Here is a 17,470-nt window from a genome sequence, read left to right as displayed (position 1 = left end):
GTTCATCATGAAGTATCGCCCCGAAATCGACGGTTTGCGTGCGATAGCGATCTTGCCGGTCGTATTTTATCACGCGGGCGTTACGTGGTTTCCCGGCGGGTTTGTCGGCGTCGATGTGTTCTTTGTGATCTCCGGCTATCTGATCACATCGATTATCCTGAGCGAGCGTGCCGCGGGCAACTTTACGCTCACCGGATTTTATGGCCGCCGTATCAGGCGCATTTTTCCGGCGCTTTTTGTGATGATGGCGGTTAGCTATCCCATCGCCTGGGCGCTGCTGGACCCTTCGGCGATGGCCGAATTTTCCGGCAGTATCGCCGCCTCAACCGTGTTTTTCGCCAATGTCTATTTCCTTGAGGTCAGCGGCTATTTTGCGACGGCGGCAGAGTTCAAACCGCTTTTACATAATTGGAGCCTGTCGGTCGAGGAACAGTTCTACCTGATCTTCCCCATGGCGGTGCTGCTCACATGGCGGGCGGGGGCAAAATGGCAGGTCCGCATTTTCATGGCCGTGGCACTCCTCAGTCTTGCGCTGGCGCAATGGCAGATTGCACGGGGCAATGAGGCGCGCGCCTTTTTCCTGCTTTATGCGCGGCTGTGGGAATTGTTGGTAGGCGTTCTCATTGCCTATTGGCTGACCACGCCGCAGGGGGCCGCCCTGCGCGATGGCGGGCGGTTTCGGCATGGCGCGCTGTTGGGTCTGGCGCTCATTCTCTGGGCTGTGTTCACCTATGACACCGAAACCGCGTTTCCGGGGCTTGCCGCGCTCTTGCCCTGTGTGGGCGCGGCATTGGTCATCGCCTTTGCCAAAGGGCAGAGCCTGATCGGGCAGGTTTTGGGCTGGCGTCCGGTCGTCTTTGTCGGGCTGGTCAGCTACTCGCTCTATCTTTGGCATGTGCCCGCGCTGGTGTTCACGCGCATCGGCACCGGGCGAGAAGACCTGTGGCTCATGCTGGCCGCCTGCGCGCTGGCCTTTGCGCTGGCCTGCCTGAGTTGGCGCTATGTCGAGCGACCGTTCCGGCGCATGCACGCGCTGCCGCCCCTGCGCCTTTTTGGCACTGCGGCTGCCTGTATGGTGGTTCTGGGCGGTCTGGGCCTTTTGGGGCAGGAAACCGACGGGTTCCGCGCGCATTACCTTGAGCATCGGCTCGATCCCGTCACCCGCGCCAATTACGAGAGGTATAGCCCGACCGCGACCCGCTCGCGCGTGGCCGATGACGGCTGCCGGTTCCGCGATGAAGAGCTGACAGAGGAGTTTGGCGCGCGGTTGCAAGACTGCGCCGCGCGGCATGGGCCGGGGATCTTTATCCTTGGGGATTCTCATGCCGAGAATGTTTACAACGCCCTGCGCAGCACTGAGCGGTTTCCGTTTTTGGTTGGTCTGACGCGTGGCGGCTGTCGCCCCTATCAATACAAGGCCAAATGCTCTTACGAGGCGGCGATCCCCTTTTTGACCACCTATCGCGACTCGGTGGCGCAGGTGGTCTTTCACGTCTCAGGCTCGCATTACATCCTTGATCACCGCAACGAGGGCGACAGTGATGCAGCCTTTGAGCCGGGCACCGAGGGACGGATTGCCGAAGAGAATGTGACCCTGACCTCGGCCTATCTGGCAAAGCTGCCCGAGGGGCTGGATGTGGTCTGGCTTGGCCCCTTTGCCGAGGCACGGGTGGACCTGAGCAATCCCGGAAATTACAGCACCGAGCGGCTACAGTTCAATCCCGTGGCCTTGGCGCATTTCGACCGGCTTGAAGCGCGGCTCAAATCCGAGGCCGAGGGGCAGACTGCGTATCGTTACCTGTCGTTGCTTGACGCGCTCGATTTCGGGCCTGACGCGCTGTTACAGGGCGATTGCCTGACCTTTTGGGATGTGGATCACTTTAGTCCCTGTGGCGAGCGCCTGTTTGGCCCCACCATCGCGGATCTGGTTCTGAGCAAGGCTCCGCTGACGCAGTGATGCTTTTGATATGGCAAATCGGACGTAGAATGGGTATGCGACCCCCAAAACCGGTCATGGTGGCACATCCCCCCGCGACACCGGCAGAAAAGGCCCAAGACCATGCGTGACACCCTCCGCCTTCTCCGCGCCTCCTTTCCCGAGGCCAGCAAGGTTGTCTGGCGCAAGGCCAGCCGCCGCCTGCTCAAGCTCAAGATGGACATGACAGGCGCAGATCAAGACGAGCGTATCCGCGCCGAACGCCACATGCGCGGGCGCGAGCAATTCGCCAGCCTGCAACGCGCCGATGCGGTGGTTGTATCCTTTGGCAAAAGTGGGCGCACATGGCTGAGGGTGATGATTTCCCGGCTCTATCAACAGGTTTATGACCTGCCCGAGGATATTTTGATCGGGTTCGACAATTTTCACAACATGGACCGGCGCGCGCCGCGTCTGTTCTTTACCCATGACAATTACATCGGCGATTTCACCGGAAACACCGACAACAAGGCGGATTTCTACGACAAGAAGGTTCTGTTGATGATGCGCGACCCGCGCGATGTGGCAGTGTCGCAATTCTTTCAATGGCGCTTTCGGATGCCATCGGAGAAAAAGGCGCTGAATGAATACCCGGCCCATGACGATGAAACGCCGATCTATGATTTTGTCCTGCATGAGGGCGGCGGTCTGCCCAAGATCATCGACTTTATGAACCTTTGGGCGCGGGAAATGGACAAGATGCGCGCGCTCTGCCTTATTCGGTATGAGGATATGCGCGCCAATCCCCACTCGGTTCTGACCGAGGTGGCGCAGTTTCTGGACATTCCCACCGATGCCGCCGCCATCCAAGAGGCGGTGGATTATGCCTCGTTCGAGAATATGAAAAAGAAAGAGGCTGACAGCAGTTTCCGCCTGAGTGGCGCGCGCGTGGCCCCCGGCGATAAAAGCAACCCCGACAGCTACAAGACGCGGCGCGCCAAGGTGGGCGGGTATCGCGACTATTTCGACGATGCTCAAGTGGCAGTGATCGACGCGCTGGTCGAGGCACGGCTTGATCCGGTTTATCGCTATGCAGCCACGGCAAACGCGGACAAACCGGCGGAATGAGCCAGCCTGACGCGATGCCCCGCATCTGGCGGGTTCTGGGGGACAAGCGCGGCGACAATGCGCAAGTCGAGATTGTCGCCGAAGCGCTGGCGCGGGAACGCGGCTGGGTGTCGGAACTGCGGCACCTCGAAATGCTGCCGAAATTCGTGGTGGGCAAACCGCGCGTCGGCCCCACGCTTTATCACATTGACCAGAGCCTGAGCGATCCGATCGAGCCGCCTTGGCCAGATGTGATCCTGACGCGCGGGCGGCGCCCAGCCAATGTGGCGCTCTGGATCAAGAAGCAATCAGGCGGGCGCACGCGGATTGTGCTGGTGGGCAAGCCTGCGGGCTGGTTCTCGCATCAGATGGCGCAGTTTGACCTTATCGTGACCAGTGCCGAAACCCTGCCCGCGCCCTTTGAAAACGTGATGCAGATCGACCTACCCTTGATGAAGATCAGCCCCGAACGGTTGGAGGCGGGGCGCAAGGCGTGGCAAGAGCGCTTGGGCGCTTTACCCCGGCCACTGGTGGTGTTTCTCATCGGTGGGCCGACCAGCCCCTTTATCTACAACACCGAGATGGAGGCGCGGCTGCGCGCACGGATGGCACAGGTGCTGTCCGAGGGCGGCACGCCCTATATCGTCGGCTCGCGCCGCACACCCGCAGGGTTTCTGGACCGCGTAACCGCTGGGCTACCCGAGGGCGTGCAACGCTTTGACTGGACCCAACCCGACAGTGAAAACCCGTATACCGGCCTTTTGGCACTGGCAGACCGCTTTGTTGTGACCGGCGACAGTATTTCGATGCTGGTTGAGGTGGCGCGGCTTGGAAAGGCGCTGGAAATCGTGCCCCTACCCTTTGGTCCCTTGGGCAAGCTTGACGATGCCCGCAGGCGCGCAGCGGCGTGGATGTTTCAGGCGCGCCGCAATGCAGGGCCGGCAGAGCGGCTGCGCCTCGCACTGGCGCGTGGGCTTTATCATTTGCGGATGCTGCAACAGACCCGGCACTTCCCCCGGTTTCACCAGATCCTGATTGATCGCGGGCTGGCCACATGGATGGGCGAGGGTCAGGATGCCAGAATGGGCGACCGCCCTGCCCTGTCGGCCACCGATGCCGATGTGGCGCGTATCCTTGCGCGGATTGATCCGCTCTTGTCGGGGCGCTGACATGAGCACGACCCGCATATGCATGATCAGCAACCCCACCAGCGGCAATAACCGGAAATGGCAGGCGCATATCGAGGCGCGGCTCGCGGCCTATCCGCAGGTTGCCCATCACGTGACCCGCTCGCCCCAAGAGGCCGAAGCGCTGGTGCCGCAACTGGCCGCCTTACGGCCCGATGTGGTGGTGATCAATGGCGGCGACGGCACCATTGCCGCCGCTCTGGGCATGATCCTAAGCCATTGGCCGCGGGAGAGCCTGCCGCTGATCGTGCTTTTGCCCGGCGGCACCGCCAATATGACGGCGGGGGATATTGGCACCGCCTCTTCGCATAGGCGGGCGTTGAAGCGGTTTTTTCGCTGGCTTGATCGCGGCGCGCCCCTTTCGGGGGATATTCGCGCGCGCCATATCATGCGGGTAACAGGCGCTGCGGATGGCCATATCCGGCACGGTATGTTTCTGGGCACCGGGGCGATCATGCAGGCCACGCGCTTTGCCCATAAGACCGTGCATTCGCGCGGGCTGGGCGGCGAGATCAGCCTTGGCATCATCTTGATCCGCTCGGTCTGGGGTCTTATTCGCCAAGACCCGAGATTCTATCAGCCGACCCATGTGGCGTTGCGGGTTGAAGATAGCACGCCCACGCCTGTGACCCGCGACGCAGCCCCGATGCTGATCCTTGTGGCCAGCACGCTGGGGCGGCTGTTTCTGGGTATCCGGCCCTTCTGGGCCAAGCAAAAGGCCCCTATTGGCCTGACCGCAATTCGGGGTGGTGCGGCGCGGTTTGCCCGCGCCTTTCCCTCGGTGCTGCGCGGGCATCCCAACCGGCATGTCACCGCAGAGAATGGCTATGAAAGCTTTCGTGGTGCGCGGATCGAATTGCGCTTTGACGGCGAATTGAACCTTGATGGCGAACTGTTTGCCACAGCCGGGGGCGATGTGCCGCTGGTGATCGGCGCAGAAGGGCCGATCCGGTTCCTGCGCCCCAAATAGGCGCGGGCAGTTGGCGCGCGCCTCAAGCGCGTATAGAACGGCGGGCACCACCCGATGCAAGGCAGCACAGATCCATGACCGGCGCGCAGTATCCCACCCCGGACGGCCCGACCTTAGACAGCTCTGCGGAATTGCGCGCGCTGATGACGGCGTTGACCGCACGCTTTGGCGATGGGTTGCAGGCGGTGATCCTGTATGGATCGTGCCTGCGCAGCGCCAATCTGCTGGATGGGCTGGTGGATTTCTACGTGCTGGTCGAGAGCACGCCCAAGGCCGAACCCCGCCTCTGGCTGCGGCTGGGCGGTCGGCTCTTGCCGCCCAATGTCTATTACTTGGAGGCGCCTCTGGGCTCCGACACGGTGCGCTGCAAATATGCGGTCCTCAGTCTGCGGCAGTTTGAACGCGGCACCGGCCCCGGCTGGTTTCAATCCTATCTCTGGGGGCGGTTTGCACAGCCGGTCAAACCAATCTGGTGTCAATCACAGGATGTGGAAACGCGCCTTCACGCCGCATTTTTGCGCGCGGGCGAAACGCTCTTGCGCCGCGCCCTGCCCGCCTTGCCACCCGAGGGATCGGTCGAGGCGCTCTGGCAAGGCGCGCTGGCGCTGAGCTATGCCACGGAATTGCGTGCCGAAAAGCAGGGCCGCGCGGCAGAGTTGGCGGGGCATGGGCGGAGCTTCTTAACGGCGATGACGCAGGCGCTCTTGCCGCGTATGGCGGATGTCTTGCAGCTTGAGCAAGGGGCGGAGGGCGCGCCGAGGTATCGCAGCAACGTATCGCCCCGCGCACGCCGCCTTGCACCCATCCTCTGGGCGCTGCGCCGGGTGCAGGGCAAGGCGCTGTCGGTGGCGCGGCTCATCAAGGGGCTGTTCACCTTTGAAGGCGGCCTTGATTACCTTGCGTGGAAACTCTCGCGCCATTCCGGCCAAGTGGTCGAAATCCCCGACAAAGTGCGCCGCCGCCCCCTGATCCATATCTGGGGCTTTATGCGGCAGCTTTATCGACGGGGTGTGTTCCGCTAACGCTGGCGCGATGGGCGAGAACCCGCGTATCGCGATCAGGTTCAGTTACAAACGTGTAAGATTGGGGCTATTCTCTGATCCAGATCAATACATGACAGTTTTAATTGTGTTTCTGGACATGGCGTCTCTGCAAATTCTGCTGTATAGAGCCGCTCAGAACAAAAAACCGAGGTTGCGGATCACTCATCATGAAACACGCTGTATTCATCCAGACGAACCACAAGCAGATTGTCGGCGCCATCGTCGCGGAACACGCGCTGCGTCGCTACTCCACCAACAATGACAAATTCGAGGTGCATATCGTCAACAGCCGCGATTACCCCTTCTTCCTTGCCCGTGAAGGTCAGGAATATATGCGCGACGGCGTGAAGCGGGTTTGGTTGAACGAGGATCTGCAATCCTTTACCCCCACCCGCTTTATGCCGCCCGAGTTGATGGGCTATGAGGGCCGCGCCGTGGTCATCGACCCCGACGTATTCGCCTGCGCCGATATCTGGGAACTGCTGAACCGCGACATGAAGGGCAAAGCCGTGATGGCGCGTATGCGTTCTGGCACCAAGGGCCTGATCGACAAGGCCTATGCCAGCTCTGTGATGCTGCTCGATTGCGCAAAGCTCAAGCATTGGAAGGTTGAGGAACAGTTCAACGCCATGTTCGATGGCGACCACGACTATTCCCGCTGGATCGGTCTGCGCAACGAGGACCCCACCACGCTGGAGTTCATCGAAAACGAGTGGAACGATTTCGACAAGTTCACCACCGACACCAAAATGCTGCACACCACCCGCCGCAAAACCCAGCCATGGAAAACCGGCCTGCCGGTGGATTGGCGCCCCGCAGAGCGGTTCCGCCTGTTCCCGCCAGCCGCATGGGTGCTGCGCCTGCGCCGCAAGATTTTTGGCGAATACGGCCTGATGGGCAACTACAAAGAGCATCCCGACAAGAACCAAGAGAATTTCTTTTGGGGTCTGGTCAAGGAATGCGTCGAGCAAGGCAAGCTGACGGAAGAGTTCCTGCGTCAGGAAATGAAAGACAACCACGTGCGCCACGATGCGTTGGACGTGATCGCGCGCGTGCCCAGCCTGCCGCCCGCACCGGCGCATCCGCTGAGCACCGGCAATCTGGCCAAGGCCGCCTAAGCGCTTAGGCGTTCAAAACAGCGCGCGGATACGTTCCGCCGCAACATGCGCTCCGACCGATGGGTCGGGGCGCATTTTCTTTGCCCAAGTCTCGCCTGTGGCAATCAACTCTGGCGCGTCCTCTAACCAGCGGGCCTGCCCCGCCTCCACCAGTGCCTGTTGGATGCGCGACACATCGCGGCGCATCCGGCGCGGGGCAAATCGCATGGCAAGCGCGTGGCTCAGCGGTTTTGGACGCAAGTTATGCGCATGCGACCACCATGACCCCGGCGCATCACCCGGATCAAAGATATAGAGCGGGCGACCAAGGCTTGCGGCCTCAGCCAGCATCGACATGCTTTCGCCGGTCACCACAAAGCGATCCGCAAGGCCGAGATAGGCCGAATAGGGATTGGGCGCGGCCTTGTCGCGATTGTGCCACCAATAGCACTGGGCCGGCACATCAAGGGCGGCGCTGATCGCCTCGGCCACAGCGGGCGGGGTGCGGGGGCTGCCGCTGACCAATGCCGTGCCGCCGGTCTGGCGGATCAGGCGATTCACCCCTTGTGCCAAAAGCCGGCCCTTGTCCGGGGTAAAGACAAACGGCCCACTGTCGCCGCCAATCAGAATAGTCGTATAGGGGCGTGGCAGATGGGCCAGTGCCGTGGTCGCCGCCGTCGCGGCTTGATCCACCCCAGCACGGGTGAATTGGTGCAAGGGCAGAGGATTGATCAGGACCGTGGGTCCGGGCGTCAGGAAATACTGCGGCGTGCTGACGATCAGATCATAGCTCTCAACCGGTGCCCAAGGGCGGCCCAGATGCACCAGCTTTGTGCGCCCCCCCGATTGCCGCTTGATCCAACGCGCCACCGGCTCGTTGCGGCGGCCAGCGCTGATCACCAGATCGGGCCAAGGCGCGGTCAGTGGGCTGGATGCATGTTGGTCGATCCCCAAGAGCGTGACCCGCAACAGGAGATGTGGCACAAGTTCCCAACCACGCGCGAGGATCGACTTTTCCTCCATCGGCCAGCCAAGCGCATGGGCCAAGGCCAAGACCTGCGTGTTATCGCCCGCTTTGCGCCCCAAGAGACACCAGACCTTTGGCTCTTGCGATGTGGTGCTGGGCTGCACAGGCCTCTCCCTTGTTGTTGCGCGATGGCGCGGAATCACGCCGGATGCGACACGGGTCAAAATTACCCATACAAAGACCGAGCGATACCCTCTATGAGGACCGCAAGAAACCCCGATCCCTGACCAGAATGCCCAACATGACCAATTTATCCTATCGCGAGATCCGGGACGTGGCCGCGCGTCACCTCATTCTCTCTGCCCTGTTCTTTCTGCCCAAGGGCCAGAAAATCGCGCTGGAACGCCGCCTGCGCGGGCGTCAGGAGAATGCCAAGCTGCGAGAGGCCGATTGGGCGCTGGTGTCTTGGGGCAAAAGTGGGCGCACTTGGTTTCGCGTGATGCTGTCACGGTTCTATCAGCTGCATTACGGGCTTGAGACCGAGTATATGCTGGAATTCGACAATTTCCACGCTCTGAACCCAGCCGCGCCCAAGGTGCTGTTTAGCCACAACAATTATATCCGCGACCATTTCAACCATGGTGACGATCTGGCCCAGTATCGCGGCAAGAAGCTGGTGCTCTTGGTGCGCGATCCGCGCGATGTGGCGGTCTCGCAATATTTCCAGTGGAGCTATCGCATGCGCCCGCGCAAGAAGGCCCTGAACGCCTATCCCGCCCATGGCAGCAAGGTGGCGATCTATGACTTTGTGCGCAATCCCGATTGCGGCATCCCGCGCATTGTCGCGGCGTTCAATGCCTGGGCGCGGTCCTTGCCCAGCTTGGGCGAGGATGTGTTGGTGGTGCGCTACGAGGATTTACGTAGGGATCCGGCCGAGGTGCTGCGACAGGTCGTCAGCTTTACCGGCATTGATCCTGACCCGGCGCATATAGAGGCGGCCAAAGACTATGCTGCCTATGAAAACATGAAAAAGCGTGAGGCGTCGAATGAGGGCATGCGCGGCAGCGGTCAGCGCGTCAAGCCGGGGGATGAGAGCAACCCCGACTCGTTCAAGGTGCGGCGCGGCAAGGTCGGCGGCTATCGCGATTATTTCACGCCCGAAGAGGTGGCGGTGGTCGATGGACTGGTCGAGGGCAAGCTCGATCCTGTGTTTGGGTATAACGAGGTGTGAGAGGGTAGACCCCTCGCGATGAGTCGCGCGGTCGCTGGGCCGGGGACTAGCGAAGCAACGGAAGTGACTGCCACTTTATGCCAGCCTAGTCAGTGCACCCCGTCAGCGATACGCTCGCTATCAAAATCGCTAGGCCGCGGGACGGCCCAGCGATCCGCGCGGCGGCGCGTGCCGCGCCTTGTTCCGCGCGGGACGGTTGGGGCCAACGCCTGAGCTATGAAATCACCCCTACGCCCCGCCGCGCCCCTCGGCGCTATATTGCTGCACCAGCACGTAATCCGACAAGGAATCCACATCGACCGAGGCATGGGCATAGGGCAGGATGACCACACCGATGCGCACGCCCACCCGGCGTGACAGGCGTGCAAGTGCGCGATCCAGCGTGAGCCAGCCCATGCGATAGCTCAAGAGCGACCAGAGCCCCAAGAGCCGGATCACCACCAGCGGCTTTTTGCGGTCTTTCTCGACCTGCCGCCAGAAATCCGCCACCCGGCGCCCGTCCTCGGTCAGAAAGCCAAAGAGATTGCACCCGCAATAGCCACCGTCGCGGAACCGCAGCACCGTCTTTTTCAGCTCTGGGTAGGTCGCGCGCACCAAATCATAGGGGGCCAGACCAATCACCACGTCGCAGCCACTCTTTGCTGCGCCCCGGCAGAAATGATCAACGATTTCACCGGTCAAAAGCGGATGATCGGCAGTCGTGATCATGACCGGCTGAGTGGCGGGAAAGCGGCTGAGCATCTGATGCGCGCTGGTGCTGGGGGATGGGCCAGAGGCAACCCAAGCGACCTCTTTGCGTGCCACCAATCCCGCCAGCCCGGCATCGCTTTGAACACAGGCCTCGGTCGGGCCACTAAGATGGATCGTGCCAATCGACTGCGCAGAGCGCAGCGCGTCAATCACGCGGCGGATCATCGGCGTGCCGCCGATATCGAGCAACGCCTTGCACGCCACACCGGTTTCGTCGCGCAGGGCGTCGCGGTCATCCCGTTCGCCCGCAAGGATTACGGAAGCAAAATCTGTCACGGTCTCACTTTCTCAGTGCCTTGGTCTGGCCTTCGGTCGCGCTACAGGGGTTTCTGATAGACGCGATAGCGCTTGTAGATCGTGCTGCCGATGGCCTCGATGATATGCCGCATGCCATGATTATCCTCGAGTATCCAGCCCATCTCGACCGAAGTGACGTTTCGTTGCTGCATCGCCTTGCGCACCGCGTCGATCACCAAAAACGCCAACGTCGGCCCAAGGCGGGAGTTCTGGTATTCCTTGCGCACCCCCATAAGAGCCACGCGCGCGCTTTTCGGTCCGCGCACCTTGAGCCGCCACAAGAGCTTGGCCCAACCAAAGGGCAAAAGCCGCCCGCGCAGATCGCCGATCAGCTCGTTGAGATTGGGAAAGGCGGTGATAAAGGCCACGAGGCGTCCGTCAATCTCGGCGAACTGGATGTAATCGTCCGAGAGCAGAAACGATAGAACCTTGGCGGTTTCGGCGAATTCTTCGCGCGTAAAGGGCACAAAGCCCCAATTGTCCGACCAGGCATCGTTGAAGATATCGCGCATCGCCTCGTAATCCGCCGCCTTGCCCTTGCTGTTGAGGGGGCGGATGGTGACGGTGCGGCTGGCACGTTGGGCCAGTTTTGTCATCACCTCGGGGGCGACGAAATCGGGGCGCACCTTGTAGGTCAGCAGATCCTTAATCGTCGCAAAACCGCGATCCTCGATCTGTCTTTGGTAATAGGGCCGCGCGTGGCCCATCATCACGAAGGGCGGATCGTCGAAATTCTCAACCAAAAGGCCAAGGTCTTCGTTGATCGAGAGATTATAGGGCCCGCGCAGATGGGCCGCGCCCCTATCGCGCAGCCACGCCTCGGCCGCGCCAAAAAGCGCATCGAACACGGCGCTGTCATCCACCGCTTCAAGCATCCCGAAATAGCCGATCTTGCCCCCCTCTTCGGCCTCGGGTTGAAGCGTATCAAGCTGCGCGGTGATGCGGCCCACGGGCACGCCGTCGCGGTAGGCCACCCAACGGGCAACCTCGCAATGGGCAAAGAGCGGCGCATTCTCGAACACGCGCTGCTTTTGCTCAAAGATCAGTGGGGCCACCCAAGCCGGATCATCGGCATAGATCCGCTCTGGCAGATGCAGGAAATCCCGGACCGCCGCGCCATTTACGGCCTCGACCAGCCGAATGTGAGCGCCCTCAGGCTGTGTTGGCGACATCTTGGGCCTTTCTTGCGATGATACGGGTAAGGCGGCGCGCAGCCCTGCGTGGCGCGCATGCCAGAGCGGCGGAACCAACCATGGAAACTGCTTGCAATTCCGGCACCTTGCCTCAATTAACAGGACAAGTATCCACACTGCATCAGAAGAAGTCGAGTCCTCCTTGGCCAAATTCATTCTCGCCAATGCCCATCGCGACAAGCTGTTCAATAACCGCGTTGCGCGCAATGTGCTGTGGTTCATCGACTATGTGGTCTTGGCCTCGGTCATGTCGCTTTTCCGTTTGATGCCCGTGACATGGGCCTCTGCGCTTGGGGCGCGTCTGGGGCAGATGTTTGGCAGGATCTTTGGCCGGCGCAACCAGCATGTGCGCGCCAATCTTACAATGTCCCTGCCTGACAGGTCGCCGGCTGAGATCGACAATCTGGCCAATCAGGTCTGGGCCAATGCTGGCGCGGTGCTGGGCGAATATCCAAATCTGGCCAAGCTCTGCAATCCAAAGCGCGACACTCTGGAAATCGAAGTGCTTGAGCAGATTCCCGCCTATTCTGATCCGACCAAACCGGCGGTTTTCGTGTCGGCGCATCTGGCAAACTGGGAAATGATGGCCACCGCCATCGCGCGTTTGGGTGTGCGCCCCTGTGCCATGTACGCCCCGCTGACAAACCCGTGGCTTGACCGCACGATGCTGCAATATCGGGGCATGCTGGGCTGCGAATTGGTGTCGCGCAACGAGGGTTTGCGCGCCTTTGTTGATGCGCTGAAGTCCGGGAGGTCGCCAATCATGCTGACGGATCGGCGCGTTGAGGGCGGCAAACCGATTCCGTTTTTCGATGAAGACAAGGAATCCTCGCTCTTGCCCGCGCGGCTGGCGTTGCGGTTTGGCGTGCCTTTGGTTCCCGTGCAGGCCGAACGGCTGCCCGGTGCGCGCTTTCGCGTGCGGTTCTATCCGCCCTTGGTGCCCAGTGACCCCACGATGGACCGCGACAATCAGACCGTTGACCTTGCCCGTCAGATCAACGAGAAGTTCGAACAATGGATAACGGCAAAGCCCGGAGATTGGCTTTGCACGAGCAAAATCTGGCCGTCTTCTATTCTTCGGGCTAAAACCGACATATATGAAGACGCATAAGTCGGCGCAGATCAGGAGTGCCCAAAATGACAAGTCATCAACCCAGTCGCACGCATCGCGTCGACGAGTCGGTTCGCCTGTTCGAGAACCCGCTTCTTGAAAAGTTGAGCCATGTGCATCCCATCGTGCCCTTGCTGGTCTGGGGTCCGGTGGCCATCTGGTTGATTGCCCGCGCTGTGATGGTGCATGGCATCGGCTGGGGCGGCATGGCGATGATCGGGGTTGCGGGCCTTGTGACATGGACGCTGGCGGAATACCTGCTGCATCGCTACCTCTTTCACTTTGAGCCCAAGACCGACATGGGCCGCCGTTTCATCTATCTTTTTCATGGCGTGCATCACGATACGCCACAGGACAAAACGCGCCTGCTGATGCCGCCCGCGGGCGCGCTTCCCATCATCGCCGTGCTCTATCTCATGTTCTACACGGTCCTGCCCTACCCCTGGGCCGAGCCGTTCACTGGGTTCTTCATCATCGGCTATCTGGTCTATGACTATATCCACTATGCCACGCACCATTTCCCGATGCGGCACCCGGCGCTGAAATTCCTTAAGCATTACCATATGCGGCACCACTTTTCGGATGATGCCGGGCGCTACGGTGTCAGCTCTCCGCTGTGGGATCTGATCTTTCGCACCTACCCGACCAAGCCGGAACGGTCCGACCGCACCTAGGCGCGGGTCTTATCCGCGCCACAAGTCCGGGAACGGATATCCGCCATGGCAAAATTTTTCCTCACGCCCAAGGGGCTGATCGCACGGTTTCCGTGGGTTCAGACCCCGGCTTGGATGGTTGAGGCGGGCGTGTTCTATCTGATGCTCGGGTTTGCGCGGCTGCTGCCATTTTCTGTGGCCTCAGGGCTTTTTGCACGCGCTCTGGGGTGGCTGGGCTATCGCAACGCGCAAAAGCGCCGCACGGTCGGGCGCAATCTTTCGCATGTGCTGCCCGAGGCGAGTGACACCACACGCGACGCGGTGATGCGCGATATTTTCCGGTCTACCGGACGTGCGGCTGCGGAACTTTTCCTGCTCGAACGGCTTTGGCAGAACCGCACGCAGCACTTGGAGTTTTTCGTTCATCCCGAGGCAGAGGAAATCATCGCGCGCAAAGAGGCGATTGTCTTTGCCACCGCCCATGTCAGCGCGTGGCAGCTCTGCAACCTGATTGGGCGCGAGCGAGAGTTGACGATTTCGGTGATCTATACGCCCGAGCCAAACCCGTGGCTGCACGGTTTTTTTCTTTCGCTGCGTCGGGCGTTCGGTGGTCCCTTGGTGCCAAGTGCGGGGGGCGCGCGGGAACTCTTGCATGAGTTGGCAGCCGGTCGGTCGGTTGGTGCCGCCTTTGACACCCGCGTTGATCAAGGCGAGATGGTGCCCTTTTTTGGCACGCCCACGCCCACCAGCACCCTGCCTGCCTTGTTGGCACAGCGCGGCTATCCGCTGGTGCCGATACGCGCCGTGCGCCTGCCCAACGCCCGCTTTCGGATCGAGGTTCTGGCCCCCCTTGCCCCAGCCGATCCCGATCTGCCGCGCAAAGAGCGTATCTTTGACATGACACATCGTCTGAACCTGATTTTTGAAGATTGGATCAGGGACTATCCCGGCGAATGGATCTGCATGAAACGTCGTTGGTTCAAGACCCGCGACAGCGCCCCAAAGGCCCCGGATGCCTGAGGCCAACGTGACCCCACGCGTCTGGGTGCTGGATGCCTACCGCTCTGGCGAGAAAACCCAAGTGCGCGCGCTGGCACAGGGGTTGGGCTGGCCTTATGAGATCAAAACCCTGCGCTATCGCAAAAAGGAAATCCGCACCACGCTGTTTCGTGGGCGTGATTTGCGGGGGGTAGACCTGCCCGCCTCTGATCCGCTGAGCGCCCCTTGGCCCGATCTGGTGATTTCCATGGGCATGCGCAACGAGCCTGTCGCGCGCTGGATCAAGGATCAATCGGGCGGGCGCACGCGGCTGGTGTTTTTGGGGCGGCTTTGGGCCGATCCTGCACATTTTGATCTGGTCATCACCACGCCACAATACCGCGTGCCCGACCGACCCAATGTGTTGCGCAACGCCTTGCCCCTTCATCCGCTGACGCCCGAACGGCTGGAGGTGGCGCGCGCGCACTGGGCCCCCAAATTGGCGCATCTGCCCCGGCCTTATCTTACGCTGAATATCGGCGGCCCGAGCGGCCCCTATGCGTTTGGCGCGCGCGCCTCTGCGCGGCTCTTGCGCGATACGATGGCGCTGGCACAGGCGCGGGGCGCATCGCTTCTTATCAGTTCCAGCGCCCGCACGCCGCCTGAGGCCATCGCTGCCTTTGCCGCGCAAACCGATGTGCCGATGCAGCTTTATCGTTTTCGGCCCAATGACCCGGAAAACCCCTATCTTGGGTTTCTGGCCATCGCGGATGAGATCATTGTCACTGCTGACAGTATCTCGATGTTGTCTGAGGCCTATGCGACGGGCAAGCCCGTGCATATGTTCGATCTGGGCGCGGGCACGCTGAGCATGCGGCACGATGCGCTGGTGGCGATCGGAGAGCGTGCGCAGGCACGCGCGCTCGCGCGCCACGATCCTGACCGCCCTGATCTTAGCCTTGGTGCACTGGCCTACCGCGCCTTGATGCGTTGGGGCTGGAAGCATCTGTCGCGCGACATCAGCCAGATGCACCTGCGGCTTGCGCGCTCGGGCCGCATGACATGGCTTGGAGAGCCTGTGCGCCCCGCCTCAGACACGCCCGCGCCCAGTGACATGGCGCGTGCACTGGACCGGATCAACGCCTTGATGGGTCGCAGCTAAGCCTCGTCTGTTGTGCCCTTTGACGCCGCCGCAGGCTCTAGCCGGTGGACGACATCGGCGGCATCCGACAGGCTGCTGTTATGTGTGATGGCAAGAATTGTAAGCTGCTCACGCAGGCCGCGCAGCGTTTCGATGATGGCGGCCTCGCTTTCGGGGTCAAGAGCGCTGGTCGCCTCGTCGAGGATCAGAAGCTGCGGCGCGTTGATCAGCGCGCGGGCAATGGCGACCCGCTGACGCTGACCCCCTGAAAGCCGCCCGCCGCGCTCGCCCACGAGGGTATGGATACCTTCGGGTAGATCCTGCACGAAATCCCAGGCTCCAGCCTGTTTCAACGCCGCCTCTACCCGAGCCTCGGAAATCTGCGGATCCCCCAAGGATACGTTGTGCAAGACGCTGTCATGCAGCAGCACCGTTTCCTGCGGCACATAGCCCACCATGCGACGCCACGCCTTGAGGTCGATTTCCTCGAACGGACGGTCATCAATCGTGATCTGGCCCGTGTCCGGCCGCAACAGACCGATCACCAGATCAATGATCGTCGTTTTGCCCGACCCCGAGGGGCCGACCAGTGTCGTCATCTGATGCGCGGGAATATCAAGATCAAAGCCGGAGAGCACCGTGTTGCCGTCATAGGAAAACGCGATATCGCGCAGGGCGATCCCCTTGGTCAGCGCCGGGGTGGCATGGCCGCCCAGATGCTCTTGTTCTTCTTCGGCGCGGCGATTGGTGTCGATCAGCGACCAATAGGCGCTCTCGCTCTGCATCATTTTCTGATATTGCTTCTGCACCTTGCCCAGAAAGTTATATCCGCGCCCCAGCGTCACTGCCAGCATCAGCACAATGGCGAAATCCATCGAAAGAATGCCGAGCGCCAGATAGACACCAAAGGCGATGACCATGATGAACATCAGATCCTGGCCAGAGTTGAGCGCAGCACTGGCCAGAACCTGACGGCGCAGCGCCTTGTTGAGACGGTTGGTCTCGTGCTTGAGCAGCTCATCCGCCAGATGTTCGCGGGCCATCGCCTTGAGCGGTTTCACCGATTGCAGCGTATCGGTCAGATGCGACATCAGCGAGACCATAAGATCGGTTTGTTTCTGGCCGGCCTTGCGGGTGATCCGCACCAGAAAATGCGAGAGGCCGATGATGACGATCCCGCCGATCAGGCTGAGCAAGGTTGCTTTCCACGAAATCACCACCGCAACCGAGGTATAGACCAGCGCCTGAATGAAAAAGGTCAGCGCCGTTGCGCCATTCATATAGGCATCCGCCGCGCGCTGCGCCTCGGTGGCCAGCGTATTGGCCAGCTTGCCCGCCGGTTGATGCAGGAAGAAATGCCAGCGGCTACGCATCATGTTGCGCAAGATCTGCAGGCGGAGATCGGTCGCAACACGGGCAGCGGTATAGCCCACCTGCCGTTGCGCGATCAAAAGCAGCACCGCCTTGAACGTGGCCGCCACCACGATCAGGGTCAGCAGCGCCCCGAGTGTCACGGGAATTCCGGCCCATGCGAGCACATCAAGCACCATCTGTTCCATCTGCCCCGGCGGCTCTGCCATCGTGCCGGATGGATCGGTGTTGAGCACGATCTTGAGCATTGGCAACATGGCGGACAGGCCCAAGCCTTCGGCCAGACCCGAAAAGAACAGCGCCAGCACCATGAGGAAACTGGCCATCGGATAGGCGCGGAACAGGTTCAGCATCAGGCGCATGGAAGGTCTTTCATGGTCTTGCAGGACAGTTTGCGCCTCTGGTGCGCCGGTCTCTTGTCTTGGCGGCTGCGCCCTTGGCGCGTGCCGCATTTGGTTT

At 61.2% G+C, this 17,470-nt stretch carries 15 protein-coding genes; 11 read left to right on the top strand and 4 right to left on the bottom strand.

Annotated elements, in window-relative coordinates; translation table 11 throughout:
* Positions 1-7 precede the first annotated feature (7 nt).
* From RAK1035_RS14610 to RAK1035_RS14585, 6 genes are all read left to right on the top strand, one after another.
* Positions 8-1,957 carry an acyltransferase family protein gene (locus tag RAK1035_RS14610; protein WP_008280882.1) on the top strand — a complete coding sequence of 650 codons (1,950 nt, stop codon included), beginning with the start codon at positions 8-10 and terminating at the stop codon, positions 1,955-1,957.
* Between the two features lie 102 nt (positions 1,958-2,059).
* The gene (locus tag RAK1035_RS14605) at positions 2,060-3,043 is read left to right on the top strand and encodes a sulfotransferase domain-containing protein (protein WP_008280881.1); all 984 of its coding nucleotides are present in this window, start codon (positions 2,060-2,062) and stop codon (positions 3,041-3,043) included.
* Positions 3,040-4,191 carry a mitochondrial fission ELM1 family protein gene (locus tag RAK1035_RS14600; protein ID WP_008280880.1) on the top strand — a complete coding sequence of 384 codons (1,152 nt, stop codon included), beginning with the start codon at positions 3,040-3,042 and terminating at the stop codon, positions 4,189-4,191. Before RAK1035_RS14605 ends, RAK1035_RS14600 begins: the two co-directional genes overlap by 4 nt.
* Before the next feature lies 1 nt (position 4,192).
* Complete coding sequence (locus RAK1035_RS14595) at positions 4,193-5,179, top strand: diacylglycerol/lipid kinase family protein (protein WP_112303099.1); 987 nt, start codon at positions 4,193-4,195, stop codon at positions 5,177-5,179.
* A 74-nt stretch (positions 5,180-5,253) separates the two neighbouring features.
* Positions 5,254-6,201 (top strand): hypothetical protein, encoded by a 948-nt coding sequence (locus RAK1035_RS14590; RefSeq protein WP_008280878.1) that lies wholly within the window; start codon positions 5,254-5,256, stop codon positions 6,199-6,201.
* Between the two features lie 188 nt (positions 6,202-6,389).
* A complete protein-coding gene (locus RAK1035_RS14585) occupies positions 6,390-7,340 on the top strand; it encodes a hypothetical protein (RefSeq protein WP_008280877.1) in 951 nt (316 codons plus the stop codon).
* 12 nt (positions 7,341-7,352) lie between these two features.
* Here RAK1035_RS14585 and RAK1035_RS14580 read toward each other — a convergent pair whose 3' ends face one another.
* Positions 7,353-8,450: a mitochondrial fission ELM1 family protein gene (locus tag RAK1035_RS14580; RefSeq protein WP_112303098.1), complete on the bottom strand. Its 1,098-nt coding sequence runs from the start codon at positions 8,448-8,450 to the stop codon at positions 7,353-7,355.
* 137 nt (positions 8,451-8,587) lie between these two features.
* Between RAK1035_RS14580 and RAK1035_RS14575 the strand changes: the two genes are divergently transcribed.
* Positions 8,588-9,517, top strand: coding sequence for a sulfotransferase domain-containing protein (locus RAK1035_RS14575; RefSeq protein WP_112303170.1), 930 nt, complete (start codon positions 8,588-8,590; stop codon positions 9,515-9,517).
* A 228-nt stretch (positions 9,518-9,745) separates the two neighbouring features.
* Here RAK1035_RS14575 and RAK1035_RS14570 read toward each other — a convergent pair whose 3' ends face one another.
* Positions 9,746-10,543, bottom strand: coding sequence for a nucleotidyltransferase family protein (locus RAK1035_RS14570; RefSeq protein WP_008280874.1), 798 nt, complete (start codon positions 10,541-10,543; stop codon positions 9,746-9,748).
* Between the two features lie 41 nt (positions 10,544-10,584).
* Positions 10,585-11,736 (bottom strand): GNAT family N-acetyltransferase, encoded by a 1,152-nt coding sequence (locus tag RAK1035_RS14565; protein ID WP_008280873.1) that lies wholly within the window; start codon positions 11,734-11,736, stop codon positions 10,585-10,587.
* Between the two features lie 163 nt (positions 11,737-11,899).
* Between RAK1035_RS14565 and RAK1035_RS14560 the strand changes: the two genes are divergently transcribed.
* The 4 genes from RAK1035_RS14560 to RAK1035_RS14545 are packed head-to-tail and all read left to right on the top strand — an operon-like array spanning position 11,900 to position 15,661.
* The gene (locus RAK1035_RS14560; protein WP_008280872.1) at positions 11,900-12,868 is read left to right on the top strand and encodes a lysophospholipid acyltransferase family protein; all 969 of its coding nucleotides are present in this window, start codon (positions 11,900-11,902) and stop codon (positions 12,866-12,868) included.
* A 26-nt stretch (positions 12,869-12,894) separates the two neighbouring features.
* Positions 12,895-13,542, top strand: a complete 648-nt coding sequence (locus tag RAK1035_RS14555; RefSeq protein ID WP_008280871.1) for a sterol desaturase family protein — start codon at positions 12,895-12,897, stop codon at positions 13,540-13,542.
* A gap of 45 nt (positions 13,543-13,587) precedes the next feature.
* Positions 13,588-14,541 (top strand): lysophospholipid acyltransferase family protein, encoded by a 954-nt coding sequence (locus RAK1035_RS14550; RefSeq protein WP_008280870.1) that lies wholly within the window; start codon positions 13,588-13,590, stop codon positions 14,539-14,541.
* Complete coding sequence (locus RAK1035_RS14545) at positions 14,534-15,661, top strand: mitochondrial fission ELM1 family protein (protein WP_112303097.1); 1,128 nt, start codon at positions 14,534-14,536, stop codon at positions 15,659-15,661. The genes RAK1035_RS14550 and RAK1035_RS14545 overlap by 8 nt, the downstream gene beginning before the upstream one ends.
* Here the strand turns inward: RAK1035_RS14545 and RAK1035_RS14540 are convergent.
* Complete coding sequence (locus tag RAK1035_RS14540) at positions 15,658-17,373, bottom strand: ABC transporter ATP-binding protein (protein ID WP_008280867.1); 1,716 nt, start codon at positions 17,371-17,373, stop codon at positions 15,658-15,660. The genes RAK1035_RS14545 and RAK1035_RS14540 overlap by 4 nt on opposite strands.
* Positions 17,374-17,470 lie beyond the last annotated feature (97 nt).

Origin of the sequence: Roseovarius sp. AK1035 (assembly GCF_003288315.1) — a bacterium.
GTDB classification, from domain to species: Bacteria; Pseudomonadota; Alphaproteobacteria; order Rhodobacterales; family Rhodobacteraceae; genus Roseovarius; species Roseovarius mucosus_A.
This window is presented reverse-complemented; position numbering and strand designations above follow the sequence as displayed.